The 26,992-nt window shown below is 62.8% G+C and carries 26 protein-coding genes; 17 read left to right on the top strand and 9 right to left on the bottom strand.

Translation table 11 applies throughout. The features are described from left to right. Positions 1–322 precede the first annotated feature (322 nt). A complete protein-coding gene (locus OG947_RS22705; RefSeq protein WP_442973142.1) occupies positions 323–820 on the top strand; it encodes a helix-turn-helix domain-containing protein in 498 nt (165 codons plus the stop codon). 154 nt (positions 821–974) lie between these two features. Here the strand turns inward: OG947_RS22705 and OG947_RS22100 are convergent, their stop codons facing one another. Both OG947_RS22100 and OG947_RS22095 read right to left on the bottom strand, forming a co-directional pair. Continuing rightward, the gene (locus OG947_RS22100; RefSeq protein ID WP_328814282.1) at positions 975–1,994 is read right to left on the bottom strand and encodes a GAF domain-containing protein; all 1,020 of its coding nucleotides are present in this window, start codon (positions 1,992–1,994) and stop codon (positions 975–977) included. A gap of 63 nt (positions 1,995–2,057) precedes the next feature. Beyond that, the gene (locus tag OG947_RS22095) at positions 2,058–3,455 is read right to left on the bottom strand and encodes a cytochrome P450 (protein ID WP_328814281.1); all 1,398 of its coding nucleotides are present in this window, start codon (positions 3,453–3,455) and stop codon (positions 2,058–2,060) included. A gap of 141 nt (positions 3,456–3,596) precedes the next feature. Here OG947_RS22095 and OG947_RS22090 point away from each other — a divergent pair, with 141 nt between their 5' ends. The 3 genes from OG947_RS22090 (at position 3,597) to OG947_RS22080 (ending at position 6,585) form a co-directional block, all read left to right on the top strand. After that, entirely contained in the window at positions 3,597–3,797 is a 201-nt protein-coding gene (locus OG947_RS22090) for a toxin-antitoxin system (RefSeq protein WP_155957142.1), read from the top strand. 439 nt (positions 3,798–4,236) lie between these two features. Then, on the top strand, positions 4,237–4,416 hold the full coding sequence (locus OG947_RS22085; protein ID WP_328814279.1) for a hypothetical protein: 180 nt from the start codon (positions 4,237–4,239) through the stop codon (positions 4,414–4,416). A 231-nt stretch (positions 4,417–4,647) separates the two neighbouring features. Next, positions 4,648–6,585, top strand: coding sequence for a hypothetical protein (locus tag OG947_RS22080; RefSeq protein ID WP_328814278.1), 1,938 nt, complete (start codon positions 4,648–4,650; stop codon positions 6,583–6,585). A 915-nt stretch (positions 6,586–7,500) separates the two neighbouring features. On the opposite strand, the gene OG947_RS22075 is transcribed toward OG947_RS22080, so the two are convergent. Further along, positions 7,501–8,421 carry a ParA family protein gene (locus OG947_RS22075; RefSeq protein ID WP_328814277.1) on the bottom strand — a complete coding sequence of 307 codons (921 nt, stop codon included), beginning with the start codon at positions 8,419–8,421 and terminating at the stop codon, positions 7,501–7,503. A gap of 1,457 nt (positions 8,422–9,878) precedes the next feature. On the opposite strand from OG947_RS22075, the gene OG947_RS22070 reads away from it, so the two are divergent. The 3 genes from OG947_RS22070 to OG947_RS22060 all read left to right on the top strand — a co-directional run bounded on the left by OG947_RS22070 (position 9,879) and on the right by OG947_RS22060 (position 14,099). After that, a complete protein-coding gene (locus OG947_RS22070; protein ID WP_328814276.1) occupies positions 9,879–11,051 on the top strand; it encodes a site-specific integrase in 1,173 nt (390 codons plus the stop codon). Between the two features lie 572 nt (positions 11,052–11,623). After that, on the top strand, positions 11,624–13,372 hold the full coding sequence (locus OG947_RS22065; RefSeq protein WP_328814274.1) for a hypothetical protein: 1,749 nt from the start codon (positions 11,624–11,626) through the stop codon (positions 13,370–13,372). A gap of 31 nt (positions 13,373–13,403) precedes the next feature. Continuing rightward, positions 13,404–14,099 carry a hypothetical protein gene (locus OG947_RS22060; protein ID WP_328814273.1) on the top strand — a complete coding sequence of 232 codons (696 nt, stop codon included), beginning with the start codon at positions 13,404–13,406 and terminating at the stop codon, positions 14,097–14,099. Positions 14,100–14,632: 533 nt separating this feature from the next. Here the strand turns inward: OG947_RS22060 and OG947_RS22055 are convergent. Beyond that, complete coding sequence (locus tag OG947_RS22055; RefSeq protein ID WP_328814272.1) at positions 14,633–15,349, bottom strand: GAF and ANTAR domain-containing protein; 717 nt, start codon at positions 15,347–15,349, stop codon at positions 14,633–14,635. A 184-nt stretch (positions 15,350–15,533) separates the two neighbouring features. Between OG947_RS22055 and OG947_RS22050 the strand changes: the two genes are divergently transcribed. Then, entirely contained in the window at positions 15,534–15,773 is a 240-nt protein-coding gene (locus tag OG947_RS22050) for a hypothetical protein (protein ID WP_328814270.1), read from the top strand. Between the two features lie 206 nt (positions 15,774–15,979). On the opposite strand, the gene OG947_RS22045 is transcribed toward OG947_RS22050, so the two are convergent. Together OG947_RS22045 and OG947_RS22040 are read right to left on the bottom strand one after the other, a co-directional pair. Next, positions 15,980–16,267 carry a DUF1905 domain-containing protein gene (locus tag OG947_RS22045; protein WP_328814269.1) on the bottom strand — a complete coding sequence of 96 codons (288 nt, stop codon included), beginning with the start codon at positions 16,265–16,267 and terminating at the stop codon, positions 15,980–15,982. Positions 16,268–16,400: 133 nt separating this feature from the next. After that, complete coding sequence (locus OG947_RS22040) at positions 16,401–16,601, bottom strand: hypothetical protein (RefSeq protein ID WP_328814268.1); 201 nt, start codon at positions 16,599–16,601, stop codon at positions 16,401–16,403. A gap of 314 nt (positions 16,602–16,915) precedes the next feature. On the opposite strand from OG947_RS22040, the gene OG947_RS22035 reads away from it, so the two are divergent. The 4 genes from OG947_RS22035 (at position 16,916) to OG947_RS22020 (ending at position 20,453) form a co-directional block, all read left to right on the top strand. Next, positions 16,916–17,989 carry a GGDEF domain-containing protein gene (locus tag OG947_RS22035; protein WP_328814267.1) on the top strand — a complete coding sequence of 358 codons (1,074 nt, stop codon included), beginning with the start codon at positions 16,916–16,918 and terminating at the stop codon, positions 17,987–17,989. A gap of 94 nt (positions 17,990–18,083) precedes the next feature. Beyond that, entirely contained in the window at positions 18,084–18,683 is a 600-nt protein-coding gene (locus OG947_RS22030; protein ID WP_328814266.1) for a hypothetical protein, read from the top strand. A gap of 124 nt (positions 18,684–18,807) precedes the next feature. After that, positions 18,808–19,092: a WYL domain-containing protein gene (locus tag OG947_RS22025; protein ID WP_328814265.1), complete on the top strand. Its 285-nt coding sequence runs from the start codon at positions 18,808–18,810 to the stop codon at positions 19,090–19,092. A 347-nt stretch (positions 19,093–19,439) separates the two neighbouring features. Beyond that, complete coding sequence (locus OG947_RS22020) at positions 19,440–20,453, top strand: hypothetical protein (RefSeq protein ID WP_328814264.1); 1,014 nt, start codon at positions 19,440–19,442, stop codon at positions 20,451–20,453. A gap of 111 nt (positions 20,454–20,564) precedes the next feature. Here OG947_RS22020 and OG947_RS22015 read toward each other — a convergent pair whose 3' ends face one another. Continuing rightward, positions 20,565–20,927 (bottom strand): histone-like nucleoid-structuring protein Lsr2, encoded by a 363-nt coding sequence (locus tag OG947_RS22015; protein ID WP_328814263.1) that lies wholly within the window; start codon positions 20,925–20,927, stop codon positions 20,565–20,567. Positions 20,928–21,015: 88 nt separating this feature from the next. Between OG947_RS22015 and OG947_RS22010 the strand changes: the two genes are divergently transcribed. The 3 genes from OG947_RS22010 to OG947_RS22000 all read left to right on the top strand — a co-directional run bounded on the left by OG947_RS22010 (position 21,016) and on the right by OG947_RS22000 (position 22,527). Further along, positions 21,016–21,345 carry a hypothetical protein gene (locus OG947_RS22010; protein ID WP_328814262.1) on the top strand — a complete coding sequence of 110 codons (330 nt, stop codon included), beginning with the start codon at positions 21,016–21,018 and terminating at the stop codon, positions 21,343–21,345. Then, complete coding sequence (locus OG947_RS22005) at positions 21,342–21,512, top strand: hypothetical protein (protein ID WP_328814261.1); 171 nt, start codon at positions 21,342–21,344, stop codon at positions 21,510–21,512. The genes OG947_RS22010 and OG947_RS22005 overlap by 4 nt, the downstream gene beginning before the upstream one ends. A gap of 610 nt (positions 21,513–22,122) precedes the next feature. After that, positions 22,123–22,527 (top strand): GlcG/HbpS family heme-binding protein, encoded by a 405-nt coding sequence (locus tag OG947_RS22000; RefSeq protein WP_328814260.1) that lies wholly within the window; start codon positions 22,123–22,125, stop codon positions 22,525–22,527. A gap of 436 nt (positions 22,528–22,963) precedes the next feature. Here the strand turns inward: OG947_RS22000 and hxlA are convergent, their stop codons facing one another. Beyond that, positions 22,964–23,599: a 3-hexulose-6-phosphate synthase gene (gene hxlA, locus OG947_RS21995; protein WP_328814259.1), complete on the bottom strand. Its 636-nt coding sequence runs from the start codon at positions 23,597–23,599 to the stop codon at positions 22,964–22,966. Between the two features lie 34 nt (positions 23,600–23,633). Beyond that, positions 23,634–24,215 carry a 6-phospho-3-hexuloisomerase gene (gene hxlB / locus OG947_RS21990; RefSeq protein ID WP_328814258.1) on the bottom strand — a complete coding sequence of 194 codons (582 nt, stop codon included), beginning with the start codon at positions 24,213–24,215 and terminating at the stop codon, positions 23,634–23,636. A 339-nt stretch (positions 24,216–24,554) separates the two neighbouring features. Between hxlB and OG947_RS21985 the strand changes: the two genes are divergently transcribed. Continuing rightward, positions 24,555–25,331, top strand: a complete 777-nt coding sequence (locus OG947_RS21985; RefSeq protein WP_328814257.1) for an IclR family transcriptional regulator — start codon at positions 24,555–24,557, stop codon at positions 25,329–25,331. A 215-nt stretch (positions 25,332–25,546) separates the two neighbouring features. Beyond that, on the top strand, positions 25,547–26,806 hold the full coding sequence (locus tag OG947_RS21980; protein WP_328814256.1) for a D-arabinono-1,4-lactone oxidase: 1,260 nt from the start codon (positions 25,547–25,549) through the stop codon (positions 26,804–26,806). The last annotated feature ends 186 nt before the right edge of the window (positions 26,807–26,992 follow it).

Here is a 26,992-nt window from a genome sequence, read left to right as displayed (position 1 = left end):
CGTGATTTCAGCGGGTCACTTGGCGCCCACGAGTCGGAGCCAGAACCACGGCTGCTGAAGAGGGCCAGGCATGCGGGAGTTGCCGGGTTTCGATCGGAGAGGGCGTATGACGCCGCGGTTGTAATCCAATCTGTGCCCGAACAGCGCAGGTAGCCTGGAGCTACCACGCCCTTTTCAGGTGTGTGGGTTGGTCCCTGGACGCGCTACGCGGACGGCAATCAGCTTGCGCGTTCAGGGACTCTTCAAGTTTGTACGTCCTCTTCCAGCCCTCCTTCCTTCCGTTCTAAACAACTGGTTTTACCGTAGCATCTAAACGTCTGTTATGTGCTACAGCGTTGGCACTAGTGGCATCGTGTTCACCTGTGGGGTTCTTTCATTGAGGCGGCGACTGCGTGGCTTCGCGCCAGAACAACTCCGGGCACGCCGACTTGCCATGGGTCTCAGCGGGGCAGAGATTGCTCGTCTGGTGGGTGTCGCATCATCGACGTACTCGCAATGGGAGCGGGGCCAGTCGCACCCCCGGATCGACTCGTTGGCTCGCTGCGCGCAGGAACTCGGTCGGCCGATCAATGACTTCGTTTTCGTAGCCGAAGAAGAGGAGTACCTGGGTGATCTCCGAACTTCCCGTGGGCTGACACAGGGCGCGCTAGCCAGTGAGGTGGGTGTCAGCCCCCAGTACATCGGAGCGCTGGAGCGGGGACAGAGCCGACTCGGTGACTCCACCGCGTCACGAATCGCGGAGGTACTGGAATATCCCGCATCACGCGTCGTGGCGGCATACGAACGCGTTCGTCGCCGTCCGCGAGGCGAGCCGGCCTGAGGGTGCAGTGGCACATGAAACGACATAGGCAAACTCCCGACGCAGTATCGACGTCACGGAAGCGATCAAGCACCCGTGATGGATGGGCTGCGTCTGAAGGCCGTTCGGCCAACAGGAATCTCGACCTAGAAGGTGGAGTGCCTCGCCGAAACTATCACGACTGTCGCCGAACTGGAATCCTTGCCGGACCATCATGTGACGTCGGCGCGGACGCGGGTAGCACGGCGAGGACCAGACGCTCGCTCAACTGTCCCGGGTAAGGCCTGAGCTCCACTTCCGTGCGTTGCCACCGCCAATCAGCGCCGTCCTTGGCCCTGATGCGGATGTCTACGACGACGGGTCGGTGGGTAGACCGCGACCACTGGTCGAGGGTATTGGTCAAGACCGATCGATCTTCTTCATGGACAACATCGCGTCCGCTGGCGACATCCCTCCATCGAACCCACTCCGGTGCGTCAGTCAGCCACATCGTCAGGATTCCGGTGTGCGCATCGAACACAGCCATGCGGGTGCCCGCGCTCTCCAGCGCGCTGGGTAGGCCCAACTCGAGCAGCGTCGGCTTGTCGGGTGGAGTCGTGTCGGTGACGTCGTGCCAGAGCAGTCGCAGGCCGACGTTGCCGGGGTCAGTCCGGCCCTTGCCCCAACAGTGCCAACGCATGATGTGCCCGTCAGCGTGCAGGACGGACATCGGGCCTTCCCAACTCCCGCCGTGCTCTGGGTTCAACGCCGCGGCGAAGAGCGACTCCGAACCATCGAACTTGACGGCTTTGGCGTAGTACTCGGCGGGCGTGCGTTCAGGGACGTGATCGGCGGGGTCAACACCGGACATCAAGGCCGCCTCGAGCGACTGAGCGATCACAGTGCGCTGCAGCAACCACGAGATCCCCGAAACGATACGAGGAGGGTCAGGAACGATGCCTGGCTCGCCCAACCAGAGTTGCGCGCCGTGTGCCTCGCCTGAGGGCCCCAGCACTGGAACCACGCGGATCAGATATATTCCGCGACGGCTCGCGACCTGGTGCTCATGGACCTGCCGAGAATGGCAGGCCTGCTCGACGAGCAGGGGGAGGTCGATGTCCGACGCGGGTGACAAACGGTCGACCTTCGTCCAGTTCCGAGTTCGCCCGCCTGAGCTGACGACGGTCATCACTCCCGGTGTCAGAGTTTCGATCAAGTGCCAACTGTTCATAACATCCATGTGCGTACTCCCCCGATTAGGCGAGACCAGACGTTACATCTAATCGCAGCGTGTAAGTCGCAATCGAACACCGTGAGGTCGCAACGTGATTGCCTCCCGTACGTCCAACTCGTACTTGCCGTCAGATACCACGTCGTACCGCTGGACGATGGACGCAAGGGCCAATACCGCCTCGTGGAGCGCGAACTGACGACCGATGCACGCTCGCAACCCTGTCCCCCACGGCTTATAGACACGGTCGGGGGCATGGTTCATCCTGCCTGCCATGAACCGATCAGGGTCGAAGCTTCTGGCGTCTGCTCCCCAGGATGCAGATCGATGTACCTGTGGAAGGAGAACGAAGACCCATCCTTCGGGAATTTCGTAGCCGCCCAGTTCGGCCGGGCCGCGTTCACGCGCCTTGCGGAAGTAGCCGGGTGCAGCGGGCCAGAGACGTAGCGTCTCATCGACCACTCGGCGAACGCGACGGAGTTTCGGTACGTCGTCGAACTCGACTGCGCCTCCACGAGGAGCGACGGCTTCCACCTCGTCGCGCAAAGACCGCAACAGACCCGGGTCACGACTCAAAAAGTGAAGTGCGAACGCCATGGTTGACGCTGTCGTCTCGTTCCCTGCAACGAGGAAAGTGATGATTTGGTTCTTGATGTTGTCGACACTCAGACGATCCCTCGTTGCTGGGTCGACCGTCTCGAACATGTGTTGCAGCAGGTCAGAGTTCACATTCCCTTCGCCGTCACGTCGAGTAGCCATTCGGCTCTCGACAAGGGAGTCGACGGTGTCTCGGATAGTCGCCAGATCATCGGTGTGTTGCTTGGCAGCGGATCGGCCGGTGAGAGCTCGGACCATGGGTACATCGTTTGACGACTGATTGACGTAGCGAAGAGCCCGCGAGATCGCATCGGCGAAGGGCACTTCGCCATCGAACGTTCCGAAATCATGGGAGACTGCGCATCGCCCGATTACATCGAACGCCAGTTTCGAGCACTCCTCGTATGCATCGACCGATTCGGGAGCGGACGAGTTGTCCCAGGTTGCCAGCAGTCCGTCGATGGAACGTTGCATCGATTCGTGATAGCGGCGCATCGCGGCCTTGTTGAAAGCTGGGCCGAGTACCGAATGCCCTAGTTGCCAGTTGGGTTCGGAATTGAACGCCGTGAACAGCCCGTCGCCCGCGATGCCGCGTAGCTTTCGGTGCGGGAGACCAAGAAACTTCGTCCACACCTTCTCGTTGTTGACCTCGTTGACCAGAATCGGATCGGACACCACCACGAGCCGATGTCCGAAGATCTTGCGCTCGTAGATGCCCCCGAGCTCATCAGCCATCTTCATTTCTCGCTGCACAGGCTTGGATGAGTCGACGCTGAGCAGATCTCCCGCGATGGGAAGCCGGAACTTCGGATGCGGGAGGCGAGCGAGTGGTGGTCCAGCTTGATCCATGGGAACAGTGTCCCTCAGCGCGGTGCCGGTTATTTTGGGTCGCGATTACGGCGTGTCCTCCCCCCGCGGAACCCGTCGCAGGGCAGTATCAGCTTGCCGTCCGTGGTTGTTTGCACCGAACCCGACAAGGAGGTACACCTCATGGGACGTCCCCATCTCGGTCCGACCACTCGTCTCGGATCAGTCCCGACAGAGGTCTACGCGGCGCTGACCGCGGCGGCAGCACAGCACGGCTACAGGGAGACGACGGCGTACGTCTCGGACATTCTCAGTCTTCATGTCGGCCGGCCCGACAAACTACGCGGCGCACTCAGCCAGGAGGTACTGCCACTGACGGGCTAGATCAGCTCCGAGAACCTGCGCAGCATCCACATGCGCAGGACATACGAGCGAGCCTGTAAACACCGAACCCCCCGACCCGTGGGCCGAGGGGTTCGGTGTCAAGGACGAAGGGCCAACTTCGTCCTCGGGTGCTGCTCACCAACTGAAGGGACAGACTGTGTCGGTCTGGTCTCAGGGTACAACACACCCTGATGCAGGTTCAGGAAGCAACTGGTGTGTCTTCGCGCCCATTGCGCGGGCGGTTCTTCATGTATCCGTCCAGACCACTCGGTCTTATGGCATGACGTGGGTCGACTCGACACGGCTATCTGAAAATCTCTCGAGGTGTCGGCGTGTCGCGGCACGCCCGACGGGGCCTCGAGGCAACATTCCTGCCGTGCCCAGGCCACCGAGAACACGTCCAATAGGGCGCCCACAGCTGCCCTATCGACCGGTACAGATGAACACCAAGGTGCACCCCCAGGTCAAGCAACAGCTCACCGCACTGGCTGCGGAGCGTGGAATCACGTTGGGAGCTCTGCTCGCCGAGCTGACCGCGCGCGCCGCTGGGAGCACTGTCGAAGAGTTGATAGCAGGTGGGTTCGACCACAATCCGCAGGAGCTGCCAATGACGGGTTGAACGCACTGACACAACGTTCGTTCGGACGAGGACGCCGACGAGCTTCATAGAACAGCGCCGACATGACGAAGCCCCCGGCGGGGCGGCCGAGGGCTTCAAGGTCATTAGGAACGAGCGGGAACTCGAACCTCGGTGCTGCTGATCCCCGAAGGGACTGTCTTGCTGGACAGGTCTCAGGGTACATGCTGCCCTGATCAAGCTTCAAGTATCGATCCACGTGTCGTGTCGCCGATGTCGACACCGGACGCTATGTGGCGGCGCCTGGCGCCCATGTTGGCGGCGCGCCGGTCCATGCGCTTGTACGACGCGGCGGCGCGGTCCTTCACCTCGTCGCGGGCGTTGACGAACAAACGGCCGCTCGTGCCGGCGGCGGTACCGCTGTTCGCCCATGGGCGTGCGCGGGTGCTCGCGTTGGACTTCGACGCCAAGATTCACGGCGCCGCCGCTGTCGAGGCAGACGTGGCGCGGGTTCTCGGGTGGTTGGAGGAAACCGGTGGCCGCGCGGTCGTCGACGTCTCCACCAGCGGCGGCCGTCACATCCTCGTTCCCTTGGCCCCGGGCGTCACCGTCGGCGTCGCCGAACTGCGTCCTCTGCTGAATTTGTTGGCCGCTCGCCTGCCGACGTTGGACATCGTCCCGATGACCAACGCCACGACCGGATGCATCACCGTCCCCGGGTCCGCATGCAGAGAAGGCGGGCACCGGCACCTGATCGGAAACCTGGCCACCGCGACCGACATCCTGACCGTCGGATCCGAACCTGCGGTCCTGACCCGCCTCGCTGCGCTCCTCGGCGGACCCTCCCACGCCCGCCCACACACAGGGGCAGCTGTGCGCACCGTCGACGACGAGATCCGGGACACCACGGTCGCCGAGCGCGTTACCGGGACGGGCCGCGCAGCTCGGCTGCACAGCCGCCTCTGCCGTACCACTCCACCACCCGCGGCGGTCCGAGCGTTCGCAGCCACCGGACGACTCGACCGCTCCCGGTGGGCATCCCGCTCGGAAGCCCGACAGTCCGTCATCGCACACGCAGTACTTTCCGGCGCCACCGCCGACGACATCACCGCACGCCTCGACACACACGAATGGGCCGGCGTCCGAGACGCTTACGCCCACTACAGAGACCCTCTCGGCGCCGTCCGCCGCGACACCGCACGAGCGCTTGGCTGGGCCGCGTCGTCACTACCCGAACCAGTCCGGCACACCGGGCACAAGCTAAAGCACACAGGGGGTACCACCGACCCGGTCGTCGCGATGTGGCTGGCTTCGGCGCAAGATTGGGCGGGCCGGGAGTACGTTTCACGACGGGATCGGTGGTCCACTCATGCGGTGCTGCAGGCGTTGGCATGGGGTGCGGCAACAGCAGGAGAAGTCATAGAGGGTGTTCCCGTGGTGGCTTTGGGTGGTCGGTCGTTGTCCACAGCAGCAGGATTACTGCCGGAAACCACCGTGTGGTCCGCATTGGCTCGACTGCGGGACATCCCCGGATCCCCCGTCCTGCTCATCGACCGCGGCGTCGGCCAGAATGCCGACCGCTACGCCTTGGTACCCCCGCGGGGAGAAGCACCGATACATGGCCATTCAGACCCGAAAATAGGTGCGCCCACCATCGACTCGGTCCACCCGGCGTGGAGTGTCATCGGCTACCGCCACCGCATCCTCTACGAAACGGTCGCAGCCGCTGACCGCCCTATGACGGTCGATACCCTGCTCCAGCAGGTGCGGATCGGCCGATCCAGCGGATACGACACCGTCCTGGATTTGCGTACCGCCGGCCTGCTCACCGTCACGGATGGACACCTCCAGCTCGGCGACGCCGATCTCGACGACATCGCCCACCACAACGGCCTCGCCGCCGCATTACGCTCTCGCACTGTTCGGCACCGAGCGGAACGCGTCATCTGGCGTCAGTGGCTTGCCGAACGCGATGCCCAACGCATCCCCACTCCCCCACCGGTGTTCACGGCCGCCGTCATCGTCGACGACGGGATCGCGCCACCCGACGAAGGGCTCTGGGACTCCATCATGGCCGACGAACCCAGATACCGACCCGACTACGACCCCTACGCGTCACTGAGCACCCTGCTCGACGCAATCGACCCCGCCACCACCGCAGCCAAACAACGCAATACCGCGCCCATGGGCAGCACGACGCTCGGCGCATGACCCGGCTTCGATCGACCTTTGAGACCTGTCCCCGGAGGGAAAAAAACGCGTTACCCATCTGCGGGAAGTCGCCGACGAACCTTACGAGCTTGCGTTCCGTACCGTGCACAAGCAATCGGTTCGACTACTAGTCGGCAGAGGAAACGTCCAGGTACCTGCGCAGGGCTTCTTCGACCAGAGCGCTTCTACTCCCGGCGCCCCAATCGATGGCTAGCTGGTCAAGGAGTGATGCGTCCGAATTGATGACCCCTGCGAGGGGTACGCGTGCGCGCGGTTCTTGGTGCCGCCTGCGTGTCGGTCTGCCGGCTTCAGCCCGTTTGAACAGCCCTGTTGAGGCACTGCTCATGACGCCTACCCAGTGATCTTTCAACTCGTCCGCGTGTTTTTCTACAGCATCGAGAACTACTTGTCCGTATGAGCGGGCGGTCGCTGGGTTCGAGTTGCGCTCGTCCAGCGTGAGCGACCTCAGGGCGACGTAGACAGCCTGTGGCAGAGCAACTTCAGGGGGCGCAATGCGGCTTGCAGTCGAAGACGAGTCGCGCCGGGTGCTACGCCGACGCGCGTCCGCACGGCGACGCGTGTTCGTCTCTTCTACGACAACGGTTGTCGCAGCCCTTTCCGAGTGGTCTTCCCAGGACTTCGAGTCTTTTTGCCTTGGACCTGATGACGATGGAGTTGGCTCTTGCTGCGGCGCAGATCTGACTGGGTGATCCTCAATCGAATCGTCTTCCGTCGCACCCGAGCCCACAATCGACAGGGTGGTCGTTGGCTCGGCCGCATCGTCGCTGTTCATGGGGTCGTAGTCATTGACTTCATCGTGGCCGCCCGAAATTCGCACGGGCTCTACAGGTGGTAGAACATCGGCCAGATCCCCCAAGAGCTCGGGATTGAAGGCCGCTCGCCGTCTGCGGCTGCTCATGCGACGCCACCTTCAACACGCTGACGTTCAGCACGGGTTACGCGGGTCAGTATCTCGCGGGTGAGTGCTTGATAGTCGCTAGCGAGGCCGGAGGGGTCTCGTGACCACAGTCGCTCCCCCGGCTTGCTTTTCTGGCGAAGTCGCTGCAATCGACTCTTCTGGTCCGACTCAGCGGCTTCCACAAGTTCCAACGGGGTGAGGTGTCGAGTTCGCAGATCGACCGCAGCGGCTCTGTCCGACCGGATGAACGCTTCGAACGGATCGGCGCCGCTGCCTTCGAGTAGGTCATTGACCTGTTCGAAGACGTCGCGATTCCGGGCCGTAGCACGGGGGTTAGTGTCGAAGAGCACCACGCCGAGCAGCTCGATCACGGACCCTGCTTGTCGTGCGCGGAGGTACCGAAGAGCAAGTAATTCAACCCCCGACAAGCTTGCGTCGTCGTCCCTGGTGGGCACTATGAGGTACCTGGCTGTGCCGAGCAGCGCATCAAGAAGAGGCGCGTCGCCGGGCCCCGAGTCGATGAGGATCAGTTCGTATCCCTCAGTCGCGCACAACGAGTTGAGGGTTTGATCAAAGTTCGCGCGAAGGTCGATCCCGGTCTGGCCCGCGGTGGCCGCCACCGATGCGACGACCGCAAGAGCAGGTCCCCCGGGGATGACATCCATGTTCGGGCGCACGTTGCGGATGGGCTCTAACTCTTGCGCGAACTGCAGAGCCATGCTCAAGCCTCTACCGCCGTCGCCCTCGACACCTAAATCCGAGGAACTGACATTGGCTTGTTGGTCGGCGTCGACGACGAGCACTCTGCGACCCGCTGCAGCGACCATGCCGGCCACCGCGGACACGATGGAGCTCTTCCCAACGCCCCCCTTCTGATTGGCGACCAGCAGAGTTCGTGATGTTCCTGATGTCGTCACCCTGCAGAAAGTACTGCATCTCGGCCAGGGTGAAGTGCAGCGACACGGCCCTATCCTCAACTTGTCGAAAGAACCGACGACGCACTGTTTCGACAGCCGGACGCAAGGCGGTGAACACGGATAGGTGCTCGGCATCACATATGGCAATGTGTTCTGGCTGAAAATGAGCTTGGTCAGCAGCGTCATATCGGGTCGTTTTAATGACCGTGGTCATGGCCGCTGTAATGGGAATGAGTCAAACCCTGAGCAAGGTCGTGCGTAACGCGCAACTAATGATCGTAATGCGGAACATACATACGGTCGACGCACAGGTCGCTTGCAGCGCCGGTCAAGTGGGCGAGGTCGTGAGCATGTCGCTAGCGTGTTGTAAGGCCATGTAACGGGCCATGCAATGCGCGCAGGTATGGCCGTGTGTATGGGCGTAAGTGCGGTCTTACATCAGTCTAAAGCAGAAGGCCAGCTCAAGACGTGTAAAGCGCCGGCCTCGGACGTCCAAGGGCGTTCCTCCAGAAGGTAGCAAGCAGACGCCGTCGAGGCACCAGGACTGCAACTGTGCGGCGACTTCCCGGTCGTGGGGTGCGTTGCGGGGACGCCAAGTTCATGGCTGTTGTCTGTGTCTATCGGAACAACCCAACTCGGCCTCTTGGACTCATCAACGCAATGCCAACGGCGCCGTGAGCGAGAACCGAGGAGCCCTTCATTTACTGTCACCTATCTCTATTAGAACTAGCGGGCGCCGCGCCAGCCGTGGGGGAGCGGGATTGTCTACATGGGTTGCCAGCGATTCGACACCCGCTGGGGATCCGACAGTATGCAGCCGAGCTTGGTGGCGCCCGACGTGACCGTGCGTCGGTGGTTGACTGACAGCTCGCAACTTGACCCGAAACACGTCCGCGCACACGATCTGACGGAAGGCCATACGTAGACCCATACGTATGGCGCGTCGTATGGGTCTAATTCAAGGCGGTTGTTGCAGTGTCAGCGGGGTTCTCGGACGGGGCACCGCACACGCACTACCGACGCGCCACAAATCGCTGGGGTGTCACAGTGACGAAACTGCATGCAGAAAGAGACCGGATCTCGTGGTGTTCCCGCGGACGGTGCCGGAGAACAGCCGTCAGATGGTCATGTCTCGGAGTTTGGCGGTGCCTTCTTCGGTGACGGCGCAGAAACGATGTAGTCCAGTAGCTTCTGGCACGCGCCGTCTGTCAGGGCCGTATGCACGAGGCGCAGCCTCTCACGATGGCGTTGACCACCGATTTGCCCTTGGGTGGCGCATATCGCGGCAAGCGCAAAGGTGGCAGCGAGACCGAGAACTTGGTCGCTCCTCATGGTCATCCCTTATTTTGCTGAGGTTGACGTTGTTAATTTCAGTTAACGCACCATAAACCTCGAACCGCCAGTTCAGCACAGTTTTAGACCGCAACCACGTCGGACGATGGGTCTACGCTGCGGATATGGACTCCAGACCAGCCGAAACAGCCCCGGCGACCCCTCTGACGGCCGTCCCGGGTCCCTCGGAGGGCGCGAAAGCGCCGGAGATCCCCGCGGCGGTGGCCGCACGCATCGCCGCTGCGGTGGAGTCGTCCCGATCGGCCGGCACCCGCCGTGCCTACGGATCGGGGTGGCGCCGCTTCACCGACTGGTGCACCCGCAACGGGCACGTCGCACTGCCGGCACACCCCGTCACCGTCGCCGCCTACCTCGTCGACGCCGCCGACACCGTCACCGCGGAAGGGGAGAGGGCCTACGCCGCCAGCACCCTGTCGGCGTGGGCATCAGCAATCAACCACTTTCACCAGACCACCGGGCACCCCTCGCCCACGAAGCACTACCTCGTGACGGCTGCGCTCGCGGGAATCCGCCGACAGTACGCGTCCGCCGGCGATCGACCACGTACGCAGCGGGCACCGTTGCTCGTGTCGGACATCCGGCACCTTGTCGACACCGCCCGCGCACAATGCGACGGATGGGCCGACGATGTGTACGAACGCCGCGACAGCGTACTGCTGCTCCTCGGATTCGCCGGAGCGTTCCGCCGATCCGAACTCGCCGACCTCGAATGCCGCGACGTCAGCCTGCACCGCGAGGACGGCCTGCACATTCGACTGCGCAAGACCAAGACCGACCAGGAAGGCCACGGCGTCGTCCGTGCACTCCCGACAACCGACTCGCACACCACCTGCCCACCCTGCGCGTACGTGCGATGGGCGCAGGTTGTGTCAGCGTTCGACACAGGCGGCCGACCCTCCGTCATCCGACTGCTCCGCGGTCGTGACCCGTTCGACGAGCATGTGTGCCGCGGGGGAGTGCCTCGCACCGCCGCACGCGCACCGCTGTTCCGACCCATCGCCAAGAACGGCAACCTCGGTACCACACCCTTGTCCGGCGCCGCGATACACAAAACCATCCGCCGCCGCGGCGAACGCGCCGGCTACGACCCCACCCTCACTGCCCAGTTAGGCGGACACTCCCTCCGATCAGGGTTCGTCACCCAGGCGTTCCGCAACGGAGCCGATGCCCACGCCATCATGCGACAAACCGGACACACCACACCCGCCATGCTCGAACGCTACGCACGAGAAAACGCACCACTGATCGGCAACGCTGTAAACGAAATTGGGCTTTAGCTGCAGTCGCTGTTTCTGTGGCGCTTCCCCTTCAGCTCTTTTACAAGACCCCAAATGGTGGCGAGGGAGGGGTCTCCACCCGAGGACGTATTGTCTATCGTGCAACTGTGTTGCTTGGTGAGGGGATGTCCCCGTCAGGTGTGCGGCGTACTGTTCAAGCGGTAAGTCAACTGCCTAGAGCATGGCCGATACCGGCCCGGCCCGGCGACGCCAGGCGAAACGGCTTCCCGCGAGATGCATCGCTAACGCTGTCGCCTGGCCCGCCGTGCCGATCTCAGTCGGGCCGTTCGCGCGACATCAACGATGAGAGCCAAGTCGCTGCGCCACTTTCTACAGAGCCAGTAGGCCGTCCGGTCCTTGCATCGGTACTTGAAAGAGATGCCCTCCGGTCGAGGGACTGGCGGTGCGTCATGTGGCGTCAGCCGTATGGATGATTCCATATTAGTGTTCCGCAGTGCATCATCATCTGGCTGCGCCTCGGCGCATGAGCCCGCGTTCGCAAGATCGTTGGTAACGCGGGATTGAACTTCATAACGGCAGCAGACAGACTATCACCGAGTGCAGGAGTTCCGATGGCATCGAAGAAGGGGCTGCACGCTTCGCTGCGTATGTCCGCGGCCATGGTCGTTTTCGCCCTCATCGTCAGCTCGTGCTCCTCAAGCCCTGACGCTTCGGAAGCGAAATCATTGGAGACGGTGACAAGTGTCGTTGAAGTTGGTGCGGGCGGCTTCTCAGTTGAAGAAACCGTCAAAGAGACCAGTGTCGCGATCAGCGGAAGCGCCGGCGTAGCTCCCGCAGGCACCCACCTCAACCTAGAGGTCTTCGCTAACTCTTCGTCGGCACTGATGAACGAGACTCTCGATGAATATTTGAGCTGGTCTCCTGGCGGGATAAAACTGACATTCGACGCGGGACTACAGCCGGCGCAGCCCGTCACAATCACCTTCACGCTGCCTCGGACCGCCACACCAGAGAGCGTGGACCGCAACACACTGGTCGGTTTACGTCAGTCGGCGGACGGCTCGATCGCCGTCCTTCCTGTGCAACATACATCGCTTGATGACAACCACTACCAATTCACAGTAGTTACAGACCACTTTTCAGGAATTGTTGTCGCCGGTCTCGATCCGGGCAAGTGGTTCGATGCTGCTTTTACAGGCGTGCAACAATGGTTAAACGTAGGCGACAAGCCGGATTGTTTCGGTGACGAAGTGACGATCGCAGGGGTGCGGTACCGCGCCGAAGGCGCGCTCGTTGTTCAGGGTAGAACAATCACAGATCGGTCGAGCGAACAAATCTACGCCTGCGTGGTCGACCGGAATGGAAGCCCCGGCGTCCGACTCACGTCCGCAGACAATGTGTCCTGGGCGGTGCGGTCCGATCCCGAACCGACGAAGTCAGAGATCGGCGAGTTGAACATAGAGTCCAACATTGCTGACGATGTAAGTCGATTCGCAAGCGGCGAGGACTTCCTCATCCCCGGCGGCAGTTTGGAGCTAACCTACCCAACCATGCCCGACCTTATTCAGGCAAAAGTCGACCCAGGTCCAATGCTGGTGTTATCGACAATCTTCGGTGTGACTCAGCTGTTATCGGTCTTGGGTATGAACGATTGGGCGACGACCTCCGCCATGATCGCCACCGCGGCCTCTTGCGTGTCGGGGGAAGCAAACGCGTTCAAAGACAACGAGCCCGTCCAGTACGTGAGCTCCCACCTCGGTTGCATCACCGGCGCGGTAAGCGAAGTGCTTGAGAAGAAGGTCGGCGCTATACTCGCAGCACCAGTCATTGTGGTACTGAACGCGCTCAACGGTGGTGTCCAGCTTGTCGTTGGCCAGACAACCGGTGCGGCGAGATCGATCGCATCCGGGTTGTTCGGCTCTGAGATTTTCGGTGCTGAGTCCATCGCGATCCTAGTATCCGCCGAAGAATCTCAATCTGAAGTGCGGCCCCTTGACGACCCCGTCAAAGTGCCTACGGACGAACCAATGGATGCAACGAATATCGCGAAAGCGTGGACCTCTAAAGGGGCGCGGCTTACCTTGATCCCGAACTACACAGGGACACTGAACTTCAATTCTGGTTGTTGCAATGAGCGTGAGTGGAGCATCGCTTGGGACCAATCGGGAGCAGACGTGACTCTGCGAGTAGGAGAGCTCAAGCGGAGTCAAGGGACTGTCTCGCCTCAGCTGGTACCCGGGGACACTGTGATGGCAAAAGTCGACAACGGGGTCATGTCAATCTACGTTCCCGACGAGTACGGGCAAACCTACGAAGTCAGAGTCTGTACAGCCGAAACCGTTACTCTGTGTCCATTCTAAGAAGCCGCGCAAATCCTGGACGGAGTTTTACATGAAGTTTCATAAGAGCCCTACGGTTTTCGTTGTAATTGCGTCGGTGCTTCTGACGGCATCGTGTAAAATTTCCCTCGACTCTGTGACCGACGGAGGTGACGGTACTGCATTCTCCTATCCTGGGACTTGTGTAGGAGAGGGTGCGCCCGCGACCTATGAAATACCCGACGTGCCGTTCGTCGGGGGAATGGCGATCGATGCCGAGCGGCCTTCCTGGGCCACAAGCTGGGACGTCCACGATCCCGACATCAGTTCTGAAGATCATGGTGAGTACGACTGGATCATTACTGCGACTACATATCTTCAAGCTGATCGAAAACTGACGGACCTCGAACTGTTCAATACCGTTCGAGGGTGTTCAGGATATCAAGATTGGAGAATATCAACGGACAGTAGCACTGAAGATGGCGAAGTTCAGGTCACGGGACTGATCGGGGGCCGTCTGCTGATGCATCGAATCTATTCCCGTGACGTTCTCGACGAAAACGGCGATTATGTCATTGACGACCAGGGCGTAAGGACTGAGCAGTCGGTGGACTATTATGTAAGTAGGTTGGACGACTTCACCGCCGTTGCAATGATGACGCAACGACCATCGGGACTGATCAGCCTCCAAAAAAGTGTTTCTTTCCCTTACGACAACCACGGTGTGCTCAGCCGCAGGGTCGGGCAGGCCGTAGTTGTCTATCGATGACGTCACCACTGATTGACGAAACCAACTATTGGTGTCGCGCGACATGAAGAGCTGGTTCGCGAGCGATGCCCGTCCCGTATACGGATCGGCAGCCTGTTTACTGTGTATAACGAGACGCCACCAGCGCCTGTCAAGTTAGCCGTATACGCATCGACTACGATGCGTATACGGTCGAGAAGTGCGCCGACGTATTCGCGGGGCCGCCGCAAGCAAACCGCAGCTATGTTACGTCGAAGCCCGGGAGCATGCTTAAGCATTCCAACATGCAGCAGGATTGGTACCCACTAGCGTACGAACCTCAACAAACTTTGGGTTAATGACAGCTACGTTCCGGGCTGGAATCGCCGCCACTGACCTCTCCTGAGTGGTGCTGCGGTGGTCAGCCGCGACCCGCATCGTGACTGCGTCCTGCGATTGATGGCCAACGCGCGCGGGCGCGTTACAGATAGTTTGGGCCGCTGGACGGGCAATTGCCACCGTCAGTGAGCGCGACTTTCATGTATCGGATCACGGTGCGTTAACAGAAGTTCCGGTCAGTCTTGGTCGCGTCGTGCGATGCGCTCGGCGAGGTCGGTGACCGGTGTGTGCCACTCCTGCGACAGCCGCACCAGCATCGCGAACGCGGCATCGGCACGTAGGTCGTAGCGTTCCATGACGATGCCTTTGGCTTGTCCGATGACATCTCGGGTGGCCAGCGCTGATTCGAGTTTCTCTTCGCGTTCGGCGGCGACGAGGGCTATCGCGGCGTGGGTGGCGAGCATGATTCCGACGTCGTCGTCGGTGTCGTCGAACCCGTGCGCGGTGTCGGAGTACAGATTCAGTGCGCCGAGGTGGTCGCGGTGTGTGTAGAGGCGGAAGGTCAGCATCGACTGAACCCCCTGGTCCGCGGCGGCGGGGGAGAAGGTCGGCCACCGGTCCTCGCTGGCCATGTCGACCACGCGCACGCTGTGGTGCTTCCACACCGTGTCCAGGCACGGTCCTTCCTGGCACCGTTCCTGCAGCTCGTCGATGATGCGGGGAAGGTCGTCGGTGGCGGCGCGGGAGTCGACCTTGTGGTTCTTCGTCACCAGGGTGATGCCGGCGTGGTCGGCGCCGGGGATCAGGTGCACGGCCTGCGCGGTGATCGCGGAGAGGGTTTCGTCGACGCTGTCGTGGTCTTCCTGGATCACTCGGGCCATCTCCGCCATCGCGTGCCCGAGCGAGCGGGAGGCGTCCCCGGTGTCGGTGTGCGTGTCCGGGTCGTCGAGCATGGGAGCCTCCCCTCGTTGCTACTACGCGGGCGGCCACGCGCCCGTTGGTGAAGGTCACCTTGTCACAGCTGTCAGGCGTAGGGTGGCCGGTGTTCGGTACAACCCCTGCCGATCGGATCTTGTCATCCGGTCTCTGTCGTGTCCCTTCTTCTCCGCGAAGGGTGCGATGTCAGGAGTGTGCTCCATGGTGCCGAACGACCACCGCCGAATGCGCGACGACGACCTGCCCAGTCAGCAGGCCCGCTGGGTGCGGTCCGTCCTCGACCGCCGACGTACTCGGGCGATGGCCACGGGCATCGTGATGGCTGTCGACGACGTCGACATCGATACAGCAGATGCGCGGATCACCGCCTGTGCTGTGCGCCGTCACCTCGCCGTCTCCGCCGTGGCGGCGAGCATCTGCCGCACTCACCGATACCCGTGACCACCCGTGCTCTTCCAAGGCGCACTCGGACGCACCGTCGGTGTAGCCGGTCCCATTCCGCGGGAACGCCGCTATGTCCGGGGCGTCGCGACATACTCCGTCGCCGCGGCGGTGCCCGCTCACCGAGTGTGGAGCTGACTGTCCGGCCGAGGGCCGGTTCTGGTCCGCGTGTGTGCTCGGCGTTCGTCCGCGGTTGCAGATGCTGTTCACGGTCCGACGTGGAGTCGAATGTGGACGCGGTCACCGTCGTCGATGTTCTCGGTGCGTCGGAGAGCGACTTCCAGCGGTATCAGGTATACCCCGCGTCTCGGTATCAGCGAGGTCGCCACCTCGCTGGCGCCGGTGCCGACCCGGGCGGGGATGACGCCCCAGCCGTAGGTCAGATCACCGAGGTGCGCGTGGAGGAAGTCGTCGACTTCCGGGGGTGTGGACACGAAGAAGAACGGCGCGGGGCCGCGCCACTGGAACACGTCGGCGTCGAACTCCCAGTCCACGATTCCCCACCCTAGAGCCGCGCACCGGTACCGCGGTCGCGGACGAAAGATGTTCGCGGTCCGACTACCGTCTCGTCGTCGGCAACGATCGGGTCGATCATCGCGAGGCCACTGCTCCCGCCGGTGCCAACGGTCACGAAAGAATGCGAAGGTCCTCGACGAGGATTTCCGGTTCCTCCATCGCGGCGAAATGTCCCCCGTGGTCGACATCAGTCCGACGCTGCACGTCTTGCTCTGATTTCAGCGACACGTAATCGAGCACCCGGTCGACCCCCACCACGTCTTCCGGCAACGCGGCGATCGGCCACGTCCATGCCGTGAACCTGTCCACCATCCACGCGAGTTGGCCGACGGGGAGTCGGTCAACCCGCAAGCGGCGCTCTGCGAGCGCGCCGACTGCACCGCGATGCCGTACTCGGTGCGCATGAACTCCCCGACCCGGGTCAGCCGATCCCGTTTCAGGTCAGGCAGCTCCTTCAGCGTGGCGTCGTCGACGGACTGGCCCGGGGCAATCGCCGCGGTGGACGGCACCGAATAGTCACGGTCGCAGGCGCGTTCTTCACCGCCGAGCCTTCGTGCAGCGCAGCCTCGCCGAGACGCCGGTCGACGGTGTGAACGAGTGAGAACTTCGGACCGGAAGGAGCGCGCGTGGTCAGGCACGTACCCGGTGCCGGTACTGCTCTCGTCGCAGGCAGGTACGACGTGCGGTCGCTGGCCCTGATGTATGCGGCGTCGGGCGCAGTGCCGGCGCTCGTGGTCGCGCTGCTCGTGCCGTCCCTGGTACGACCGAACTGGCTGTGGGTACTGGCGGTGGTCACCGTGTCCGGCGTGGCCGCGGTGGCCGTGACGGTGCGAGTGGGTGTGCTCGACGACCGTCAATTCGTGGTGTTGGGGTCCACGTGCATGGTGGGGATGGCTCTGTCGGCGTCGGTGATCGCCGACCCGGCCACGACGACGGCGATCGGCGCGATGCTCGGTGTGGTCCCAGCGATCGCCGCATCGGGGTCCACGCGGGCGATCACGGTGCTGACGACGACGGCGGCGAGCGCGTTGGCGGTGGCGGTGTGCATCGACGAGACCGACGGTGCCGCACAGCTCGTCGCGGTGGGCGCGGCGATCACCGTGGTGCTGGTGCCCACAGTGCTGATGGCGTCGCTGCGGTCCTCCGTCGCGGCGGCGACACTGCGCCTCGAGGAGCAGGCCGACACGGACCCGCTCACGTCGCTGCTGAACCGGCGGGGACTGACCGCGGGTGCGGTCGCACTGCTGGACGCGGCCTGCACGTCCGGGGTCCCGGTGACGGGCTGTCTGGTCGACATCGACCACTTCAAGTCCGTCAACGACCAGTTCGGTCACGCCATGGGCGACGACGTGCTCGTCGGCGTCGCGCAGACCCTCCGCGCCGCTGCCGCACCGGACGCGCTCGTGGCGCGCCTCGGTGGGGAGGAATTCCTGGTTCTCGGGCTCGCCCCGGGCATGGCGGGTGTGGAGACGACGATCCTGCGCACGCTGCGGAACTCCGGCGGTGTGACCGTCAGTGTGGGGGTGGTGCGCTGCACCGTCGCTCCCGGCGTGCAGAACACGCGGGACACCGGTGCGGCGCTGGACGTGGTGACCGCCGCCGCCGACCGAGCCCTGTACGCGGCGAAGTCGTACGGCCGGAACCAGGCCGCGTACGCCACCACGGCACCGGTCTCCTGGTCCATGACCGACCGTCCCTGACCTGTCACGGCACTGCCCCGCGTCGATCGAAGGCTGAGGCGTCCGAAAGGCTGAGGCGTCGACGCTGTCGGACCCCGGCGGCACGATGAGGACCATGCGCATTCGCACCCTCGCCGGACCGCCCCTGCCGCACGAGCTCGTCGTCGACACCGTGCGTGCGATCGTGCTGTCGGACAACACCGCCGGCCACTGTGCTCGCGCGTCCACCGCGTCGCCGCGTCTGCAGAACAGCGGTGCAGCCGACACGGAACCGACGAGATCCACCCGAATCGCCGACGTGGTGCAGGCGAGGTCCGCTGTCTCGGCGAGTGGGCGGCGTACGGTGACGGTCATGGCGACACCCGTTGACCAGCACCGCGACTCGGCGCCCGGTGTGCCCCGTGCAGCGGTCGACGATGCGGTGCGGGTGCTGCACGACCGGCTCGATGTGCTGCTCGACCGGTTGACCGATTCGGTGATGGGCGCGCCCACACCGGGTTCGGCGTCCTGGCGGACCCGATTCGGTGCCCCGGGCGCACTCACCAGCGCCGTCCGGGCGGACGACCGCACTGCTGTCCGCGCGATGATCGCCGCCCGCGCCGGCGTCGTCGACCCCGCTGCGCCCCCTCCGGGGCGCCACCGCGGCACCTCGGGGGCGGTGTCACCGCGCCGGCGGCGGCCGCGACCGGATCCGGCGCAACTGTCGATGTTTTGACTCATCCCGCCTGCTACCGCGGTGCTGCGATCGCCACTACAACGAACAGGTGTCGACGCGTCCTGTTCGGGTGTGCGCTGGCAGCGGGGTCGGGGTGCGGCGATAACGCTCTGACCTGGCGACATTGGAGCCGGCCGCGTCCGACAACACGGAACCATGGACCCGCGTCCGCCTGAACGCCGAGCGCCTCGACTGGGTAGCCCCGTACTTCGCCGGACTCGGCCGCGACCTGTTCATCGAAGAACCAGCCGAGCTTCGAGAACAGGTCCGGGTTGTGGCCGGGCGTTTGCTCGCTGCGTGCGGTGACGACCCGAGCAAGGCCGTGGCGTCATCCGGTCCAGGATCGACACCCGCCGAAGCCTCTTGTCCCAGCTCAGCACCACTGCAGACATCGACAACACCTGTCTGATCCAACTTGGTCCATCAGCCTGAAACCCCCGGCTGCTCTGATACCACTTAGCCGTAGCTCTTCATCAGCCGGCAACACTGCTCAGCAGCAACATCAAGTGCTTCCCCTGAGTGCTCGCTGTGCCCCTTACGCTTTCACGTCGAGTTACACCCAGCCGGACGGTGAAAGCTCGGAGAGTGGTCGCGCGCCGGCCTTGACCGCCCGGGCGTGGGCCACCCTGCGGGCGTCCGCCCCAACGGACCTCGCGGCGTGGGCGCCGGACACGAGTCGACCCGGCGCAGCTGCCCATCTTCTGACTTCTCCGGTGCCACATCGGGTGTCGGGGTGTGGGACTACCGTTCACAGGCATGGGTGGCCATCAGTCGGTACCGCGCGGGTACCGCTACGAATGGGCACTGTTCACCGACTGGTGCGCCGCAGCCGAACAGCCCGCCCTCCCGGCATCACCGATGACGCTTTCCGAGTTCCTCGACGAGAACCCCGCCGGCGTAGACGCGCTGCGTCGGCGGGTCGCGGTGATCAACCGCGCCCACCGCGACGCCGGGCACTCGCCGCCGGGCACCGTGACGGCGATTCGTCTGCAGCTGCATCGATCCCGCGTCGACCGGGTCGCCGAGCGCCGAGTCGTCGCGGCACCGATCATCGCCGCCCTCCCCACCTGCGGGTGGGCGCACGGCCTGTTCGGTCGCCGAGACGCGGTGATCCTCGCCCTGTACGCCGGCGGACTGCGACCCACCGACATCTCCGCGCTCGACAGTCGAGACGTCACCGTGACCGACGGCGGGCTGAATATCGTTGGGCGCCACCACCTGCACCTGACGGACCCCGGCCACGGTGCCGCTCCGATCCCGTTCCGGTCGGTGTGGCGGAACTGGGAACAGGTTCTGCAGGTGGTTGAGCGGCACCCGTCGACGCGAGTACTGCAGCAGTGCATCGCCACCGGTGCGTTCCCCGACCGCGACGAGGCAGATGATGAAGCGCTTCTCGGCCCGGTGGTGGTGCCGATCGACCGGTGGGGCGCAGTGCCTCTACCTCCGGCCGCGATGACCCCGGCGGCGGTGGCGCAGGTGCTGTCCGCGCACCTGGCTGGCACCGCCCCGCAACACCGAACAAGCCCTTCTCGTCCTGGCCGCGGCCGATCACCCGTCCACCAGGCAGGTGGCGCGGATACCGTGTTCGTGCCTGCGGTGCGGGTCGAGAATGCTTTCGACGCCCACCTCGCCGATACCCACGCGGCCGGTGTCGCGGCACGCCGCGCGGCGCACACCGCGCTCGCAGACGTGTCCGGGGTGTTTGATGACGTCGAGGACCGCGCGGAGGAGCTCCTGCGGCGCACGCTCGCGCTGCTCGAGGGCATGTGAACGACAAAAGGCTGCGCGGGTCGCGGTGGTCGGGACCGACAGAGTCGGCGAGCGTTGCCGTTGTCGGTCTGCCGCTTCCGTGTTCGGGTCTCAGCGGTTTGTGTTCGGGTCTTAGTGGGCGGCGTTGAACGCCTCGATGATGTGCTCGGGGATGCGTCCGCGGGCGCTGACAGCGTAGCCGTTGGCGTTGGCCCACTCCCGGATGGCGCGGGTCTGTTCCCGATCCCGCGTGGTCGGAGCCGCGAACACTGCCTTGCCGGCAGCTTTCCGGGGGCCTTTCTTGCGCCCGCCGACCCGTTCGGCGTGACTGATGTAGTAGTCGAGTTTGCGGTGGAACTCGCTGGCATTCTTGGCTTTGAGATCGATGGCGTAGTCGACGCCGTTGACGGAGAACTCGATCGACTCCCCGGCTTCGTCGTCGATAGCGGTACCGTCGATGTCGTCGGTCAACTGAGTGATCACGTGCTTCGCCACGGTGCGATCCTTGCTGTCGGTACTGTTCTAGGGCCGCATCCGATCCTGGCACACAGCTCTGATCGCCCCCTCCGGAAGGAAGACTCGAGTGCCGGCCCAAACGTGGGTAACCCTGATCGTCGGCGTGTTCGCCGTCGTCGGGGTGGCCTTCACCGTCCTGCAACGTACCCGCGCCGACAACCGCGCCCAGTCCTGGCAACGCATCACCTGGTGCCTCGAACGCACAGTCAGCGACAACGACGACGAAGCCGCGCTGGGGTGGAAGGTGTTCGGTACCGTCGCGACCACCCCGTTCATCGCCGCCACCGACCGTCGCACCCTGCAGGCGATCGCCCAGCACGCCGCCAGTGACGACCTGGCGGAACCGGACGACACAGGAGACAATGGACACGACACCGAGACGGAGGATCCGCGATGACCACCACCGAACGCCGCCCTGTGCGCCGTGGCCGCTCGATGAAGGTTCGGGCCGCCGCCGCGGAAGCCTCGATCAAACTGCTCGAGTACGACAAGGACCCGGTGCCGCAGTGGCTCCGCGACGTTGCCGCAGGCAAGCCCACCACGGTGCCGCCCGAGCAGTCCTGACCAAAACAGACAACCGACAGGCAGGCCCACAACCCCACCCTTGGGGGCGGGGTGCGGGCCTGCGTCAAGTTCAGGGTGAGTCCAATACTTGCGGTGTCTCCCCCGCCGCGGTCCGTCGACGGGCCCGGACCACCACCCCTACTGCGGATCAGCCGCCGAAGATGTCCGCCATACACTCGGTACGGGCACGCGACAGCTGACTCCACGAACCGGACGAACGAGTTGGCCGTGGCAGTGATCTAGATCCCGGACGACCCGTCAGCCTGCTCCAGGCACCCCCGCGGCCGCGGGGGTGCCACACGACCCCATAGACATTCACGGCTTCGGGCTGTCGGCATGACTATTCTTCAGAACTGTCCATACGTTGTTCCATTTTCATGCGGACAACGAAGTTTTGTGGCCGTGTTATCGCGGCTCGTGATGTCTGCTCATGCGGTGATGGTTGGCTTTGCTATAGGTTGGCCTGGCCGTCCGAACAGGTGCACCCGTTCATTGTCGGGATTTCACCGGCGCCCATTGTCCGAGATGATGAGTGCGCTGGCCGCTCAGTGCCAACAGGTAGAGGTGCGCCCGGCGTACCAGCGAGCACCCCACAACGAAAGGATATTAAATGTCCAAGTTCTTGACTCTCGCGGACGCGCAGAATGTCATCAGTGTTGCCCAGAAGCGCGCTGAAGAAATCGGGCAACCGATGAATATCGCCGTGGTAGACGCCGGAGGGAATCTGGTCGCACACGTGCGTCAGGACGGCGCATGGATCGGTAGCGTCGATATTTCGATAAAGAAGGCTTGGACGTCGCGAGCTTTCGACATAGAAACCAAAGACCTCGGGGCCAACGCGCAGCCCACGCAGCAGTTCTTCGGTATTCACACAACCAATGACGGTAGGGTAGCGATCTTTGCCGGCGGTGTTCCGCTCAAGAAGGACGGACTGATCGTCGGCGGTCTGGGTGTGAGTGGAGGGTCGGGAGAGCAGGACCAGACCGTCGCAGATGCCGGCAGAGCTGCGCTCTGAGGCGTCGTCGACGGATCGTGTTGTTCAGGTGAGATCGACGCTTTATGAGCGCCCTCGTAGCTGGGTTGGTGCTGCGCCGGAGAACACGAGCATCCAGGCTCTACTGCCGTCACGTCGTTGTTGACAAGTGCGGTCCCTGCGCGTCGGTTTCTGTCGGCGCGCAGGGAACCTCGGACGCCTGAATCCGTGCACCTCGCCTCGGTGGCAGTGTCGGACTTCTCAGCAGACGCATCTTATGTTCGTTTGGCACAGCCACATGCTGCCGGTATCACTGCCCGGCGGCTGGTGTGATCCCCGCTCGAAAGCGTCGCGCACTGAACCTCGATGTCGAGGCCCGCGTAGATGGTTGCTTCACCAAATCGTTGCATTCCTTGACATCGAGCGACAGGCGCGGTTCAAACCAACGTGGCAGTCAGTGGTGCTCACGGTGACGTGGTCAGTCCTGACGGCGCAGGATTTCCATCAGTGTTTTCGCCGCAGTCCCGGGATCGATTGCGCCGTAAATTGCACTGCCAGCCACTGCGACGTCAGCACCCGCGTCACGTACCGCGGCGATTGTGTCGACTTTGACGCCGCCGGCGACTGAGAACGGCACACCCGCGACCATGCCATCGTCCAAAAGAGACTGAATCGAGTATCCGGGTTGCGCCTGCTCGTCGAGACCGGCATGAATCTCAACGAATGCGACCCCCAGCTTGACGACCTCGCGCGCGCGTTCCACGCGATTCCCGACGCCGATCAGATCTGCGACGACCCTCTTGCCGTGTTTCCGACCTGCCTCGACCGCACCGGCGATCGTGGCGTCCCCGGCGGAACCCAGCACCGTGACCAGATCAGCGCCCGCGCCGAACGCGAGGTCGGCCTCCAGGTAACCGGCGTCTGCAGTCTTGAGGTCCGCGAAAACTTCCTTGTCAGGGTGCGCGGCTTTGATCGCACTGACAACCGTGATTCCCGCGCTCTTGATGAGCGGGGTTCCGAGCTCGATGATGTCGACGTAAGGCGCGACTTTGTTCGTCAGCGCAAGGGCATCAGCAGTGGTTAGTAAATCTACTGCAACCTGCAGTTTGGTCATGTGTTCGATTCCTTCGAATGAGTGAAGTGGTGTGTTATCCGATATTTGCATGACGTTCCCATAGACGTTCTGCAGTTTCATCCCGGTAACTCCACAGCGCCTGAAACAATGAGTCGAAAGCTAGAAGTGTCGCTTGCTCGAAAAGACTGCCCGCATATTGACGGGTGACGTCGGCGCTGTGGTCCTGCTTATCGGCTGCAGGAATGATGAGGACGTTGTCGGAGTGCTGGGTGAGCGGCGTCCCGATTGTTGTCGTAACGGCAAGCACCGAAGCGGAAACCTTCTTTGCGGTTTTCGCGGCGGAGACGACAGAATCGGTCGTACCCGAACCCGATACAGCGATCAACAGATCGCCGGCTCTGATCGCAGGAGCGGTGACCTCGCCGGCGACATGGACACGCAAGCCGAGATGCATCAACCTCATTGCGACCATCTGGGCAGCGAGTCCGCTGCGTCCGCTACCGATCACGAAAACGGATCTTGCTGACGTGATGAGGTATCCCGCGTTGTCCCACGTATCCGTGTCCACTGAATTCAGCAGCTGTTGGTTCTCGCTGAGAACGATGCGACGGCCATCACTGAATCGTGTGTCTGTCCGTCCTGCGGGTGTTGTCATATTTTCCTATCATGAATCTGGTCCGACATCCCGACGGTGCCACGGCCATGTCAGAACCACACCTGATCGAACGGCCGGGTCGATGTGATCGATTGGTCAATGGCAGGACGTGAGCACGGTCGCTGCTGGGGGTCGATGTTCTGTGTCTGATCGGTTGCACGAACAACTGACGCTGAGGTGTTCCGAACCCCGTCATTCCGACTGTTCTGCACTTCCAGGGCTTGACGGCACGAGGTAAAGCGCAGAGAGTCATGTTCACTGAGCGAAAACCGGGCAACCGGACCTCGCTCACGATCATTCGCAGCCGACATGTCGCTTCATTCGAATAGAGGGGTGTGAATGTCTGGTGGATCGCCACGGGGTGCGTCGGTGGTATCGCGCACGCTGGCTGTACTCGGTGCCTTCGATGAGGATCACCGACAGTTGACACTGAGTCAGATCGCGACGCGTGCGCAGCTGCCTACGCCCACCGTTCTGCGTTTGGTCCGCCAGCTGGTGGACGGCGGCGCGTTGCAACGTGGTGACACCAGAACGTATGTGATCGGACGCAAACTGTGGATGCTCGGCTTGCTCGCGCCGGTACAAACAGACCTTCGTGACTTGACGGCACCGCACCTTCAAGACCTACAAGCGGCCACGAGAGCCACAGTGCATCTGGCGGTACGTGACGGTACTGAGGCAATGTACATAGAGCGACTCGCGGGGAGTAGAGCGGTTCCTGCGGTGAGTAAGGTCGGCGGACGGCTGCCGCTACATTGCACCGGCGTGGGCAAGGTCTTGTTGGCTTGGGCCCCGGACTTGGTCCAACAGGACGTCCTCACTTCGTTGACGAGGCATACGAGGCATACGATAACGACCCCAGCGCTACTCGTCGCCCAGATGATCCGTATCCGTCGCGACGGCTTCGCCACCACATCCGAGGAGATGACCTTGGGTGCGTGCTCGCTGGCGGTACCGATCTATGGTCCCGATGCATCCGTGGTCGCAGCTCTTGGGGTGGTCGTGCCGTCTCTGGTTCGTGAGCGTGCACGGCTCTCTGCCGCCGCGGATGTCGCGGCGCGAGGAATCGCGCGGGCGCTAGCAGCCGCAGGAAACCCGAGCGTAACGGTCGACTGACTCCGAGCCGTGCCGTGATCGAAGAGTAGGGCTGTAGCGAAACGCCGCCGGCAAAGATCTTCGGACCCCCGGGAGTTGGAGTCTCCGTGCCACTGTGATGCGTCCAGTGGCGATCAAGACGCGGTTCACGCCAAAACTTACCCGGTCCAGTCGGATAGTGCATAATATCTAGTAATGTTGTCTACGCCGCGTCGGACACGGAAGAGGAGGTTCTCATGGTCTCGGCAATGCGTGACTCGGCTGCTCGCTGGACGAACTGGCAGGGCAATCAGACCTTCGTCCCATCCTCTTTCTTCATTCCCCATAGCGAACTCGATGTAGCTCAGATCGTCGCAGGGGCTCGAGCCTCCGGATCTGCGGTACGAGTATCAGGCTCCGGACATTCGAATACACCGATCGTGCAGACGGATGGTGTCCTGCTCGATTTATCTCAGCTATCTGGAATAATCAGAACCGATGTCGCCACGGGCACGGCAGTGATAAAAGGTGGGACGCGAATCTCGCACATCGGTGAATCGATGTGGGAAGCGGGTCTGTCTCTCGACAACCAAGGCGACACGGACAGTCAGACGATTGGCGGTGCTACTGCTACCGGAACCAAGGGGTCGGGAACATCCTTGACGAACATGTCCGCAACGGTGTGCGGCCTTCGACTCGTCACAGGCACCGGTGAGCTGGCCGTTATCGATGAGTCGGATCGTGATCTACTGTCCGCCGCGCAGGTTTCCCTGGGGCTGATGGGTGTCGTCACCGAGATGACGATCAAGGTCGCCCCTGCCTACAATCTGCAGGAATCTCTCACTGTGTCGACGCTTCCAGAGGTGCTCGAACTCTGGGACGACGAACCGGATCGGCATCGGCATTTCTCATTGTTGTGGGCACCGTCCGGCGGTTCCTCGAATTTGTACGGCCTCCCGACTCTGCAAGCTGACGAATCCCTCGTCAAGATCCTCCGGCCAAGCCCAGTCGTAACAGGTGCTCCTCAGACACTTCCGCTCACTGGTATGGCGGGCAATCGAGACGGCCGCGCCTACCTTGTCTACCCGGATATACCCGACGATGGGGTCTCGGACCTGCTGGAGTTGGAGTACATGGTGGATCGCCGTGACTCGCGCGCGGCGTTTCTGGCGCTGCGAAGCTTGATGCAAGAATCCTTCCCGGACGAAATGTCGCCGGTACAGGTTCGATGGCAGAAAGCGGACGAAGCATTCTTGTCCGCTCAGTATCGCCGAGACACCGTCTCTCTGTCGGTCAGTTCGAAGCCAGACAGGCGAACTTTTCTCCCAGCTGTCGACGAATGTTTGCGGCAGTGGGATGTTCGGCCGCACTGGGGAAAACAACATTTCTCGACCCCCGACCAGATTCGCCAATCGTTTCCCATGCTCGACTCATTCTTGACCATCCGAAAGTCCTTCGACCCAGAAGGTGTATTTCTCAATGACTACTTCAAATACTTGTTCGGCATCGAAACGTGAAGGTTCGCGACCGCGTGATTTCGGACGATCGTCCGACCCGTCCTACCGGGCTCCTTGTCGTGCCGTGACTCAGAGGTCGTGACCTCACGCTTCTCCTGGCCTGCTCGTGGCGTTGACTGATTCGGCATTGCCGGCGCATGCGTGGTGGTGCACCTTGCGGGCCAGCGCAAGATGATGCAGAATATA

The sequence above is a fragment of the Rhodococcus sp. NBC_00297 genome (genome assembly GCF_036173065.1).
In the GTDB taxonomy this organism is placed as follows: Bacteria; Actinomycetota; Actinomycetes; order Mycobacteriales; family Mycobacteriaceae; genus Rhodococcoides.
The sequence above is the reverse complement of the archived record's forward strand: the minus strand, read 5'-3'. Positions and strand labels throughout refer to the sequence as shown.

Coding starts and splice junctions, on each gene's coding strand:
- OG947_RS22705 (WP_442973142.1), top strand. CDS start 323: ATGTGCTACAGCGTTGGCACTAGTGGCATCGTGTTCACCTGTGGGGTT.
- OG947_RS22095 (WP_328814281.1), bottom strand. CDS start 3,455: ATGGATCAAGCTGGACCACCACTCGCTCGCCTCCCGCATCCGAAGTTC.
- OG947_RS22090 (WP_155957142.1), top strand. CDS start 3,597: ATGGGACGTCCCCATCTCGGTCCGACCACTCGTCTCGGATCAGTCCCG.
- OG947_RS22085 (WP_328814279.1), top strand. CDS start 4,237: ATGAACACCAAGGTGCACCCCCAGGTCAAGCAACAGCTCACCGCACTG.
- OG947_RS22080 (WP_328814278.1), top strand. CDS start 4,648: ATGTCGACACCGGACGCTATGTGGCGGCGCCTGGCGCCCATGTTGGCG.
- OG947_RS22070 (WP_328814276.1), top strand. CDS start 9,879: ATGGACTCCAGACCAGCCGAAACAGCCCCGGCGACCCCTCTGACGGCC.
- OG947_RS22065 (WP_328814274.1), top strand. CDS start 11,624: ATGGCATCGAAGAAGGGGCTGCACGCTTCGCTGCGTATGTCCGCGGCC.
- OG947_RS22060 (WP_328814273.1), top strand. CDS start 13,404: ATGAAGTTTCATAAGAGCCCTACGGTTTTCGTTGTAATTGCGTCGGTG.
- OG947_RS22055 (WP_328814272.1), bottom strand. CDS start 15,349: ATGCTCGACGACCCGGACACGCACACCGACACCGGGGACGCCTCCCGC.
- OG947_RS22050 (WP_328814270.1), top strand. CDS start 15,534: ATGGTGCCGAACGACCACCGCCGAATGCGCGACGACGACCTGCCCAGT.
- OG947_RS22040 (WP_328814268.1), bottom strand. CDS start 16,601: ATGGTGGACAGGTTCACGGCATGGACGTGGCCGATCGCCGCGTTGCCG.
- OG947_RS22030 (WP_328814266.1), top strand. CDS start 18,084: ATGCGCATTCGCACCCTCGCCGGACCGCCCCTGCCGCACGAGCTCGTC.
- OG947_RS22020 (WP_328814264.1), top strand. CDS start 19,440: ATGGGTGGCCATCAGTCGGTACCGCGCGGGTACCGCTACGAATGGGCA.
- OG947_RS22005 (WP_328814261.1), top strand. CDS start 21,342: ATGACCACCACCGAACGCCGCCCTGTGCGCCGTGGCCGCTCGATGAAG.
- OG947_RS22000 (WP_328814260.1), top strand. CDS start 22,123: ATGTCCAAGTTCTTGACTCTCGCGGACGCGCAGAATGTCATCAGTGTT.
- hxlA (WP_328814259.1), bottom strand. CDS start 23,599: ATGACCAAACTGCAGGTTGCAGTAGATTTACTAACCACTGCTGATGCC.
- hxlB (WP_328814258.1), bottom strand. CDS start 24,215: ATGACAACACCCGCAGGACGGACAGACACACGATTCAGTGATGGCCGT.
- OG947_RS21985 (WP_328814257.1), top strand. CDS start 24,555: ATGTCTGGTGGATCGCCACGGGGTGCGTCGGTGGTATCGCGCACGCTG.
- OG947_RS21980 (WP_328814256.1), top strand. CDS start 25,547: ATGGTCTCGGCAATGCGTGACTCGGCTGCTCGCTGGACGAACTGGCAG.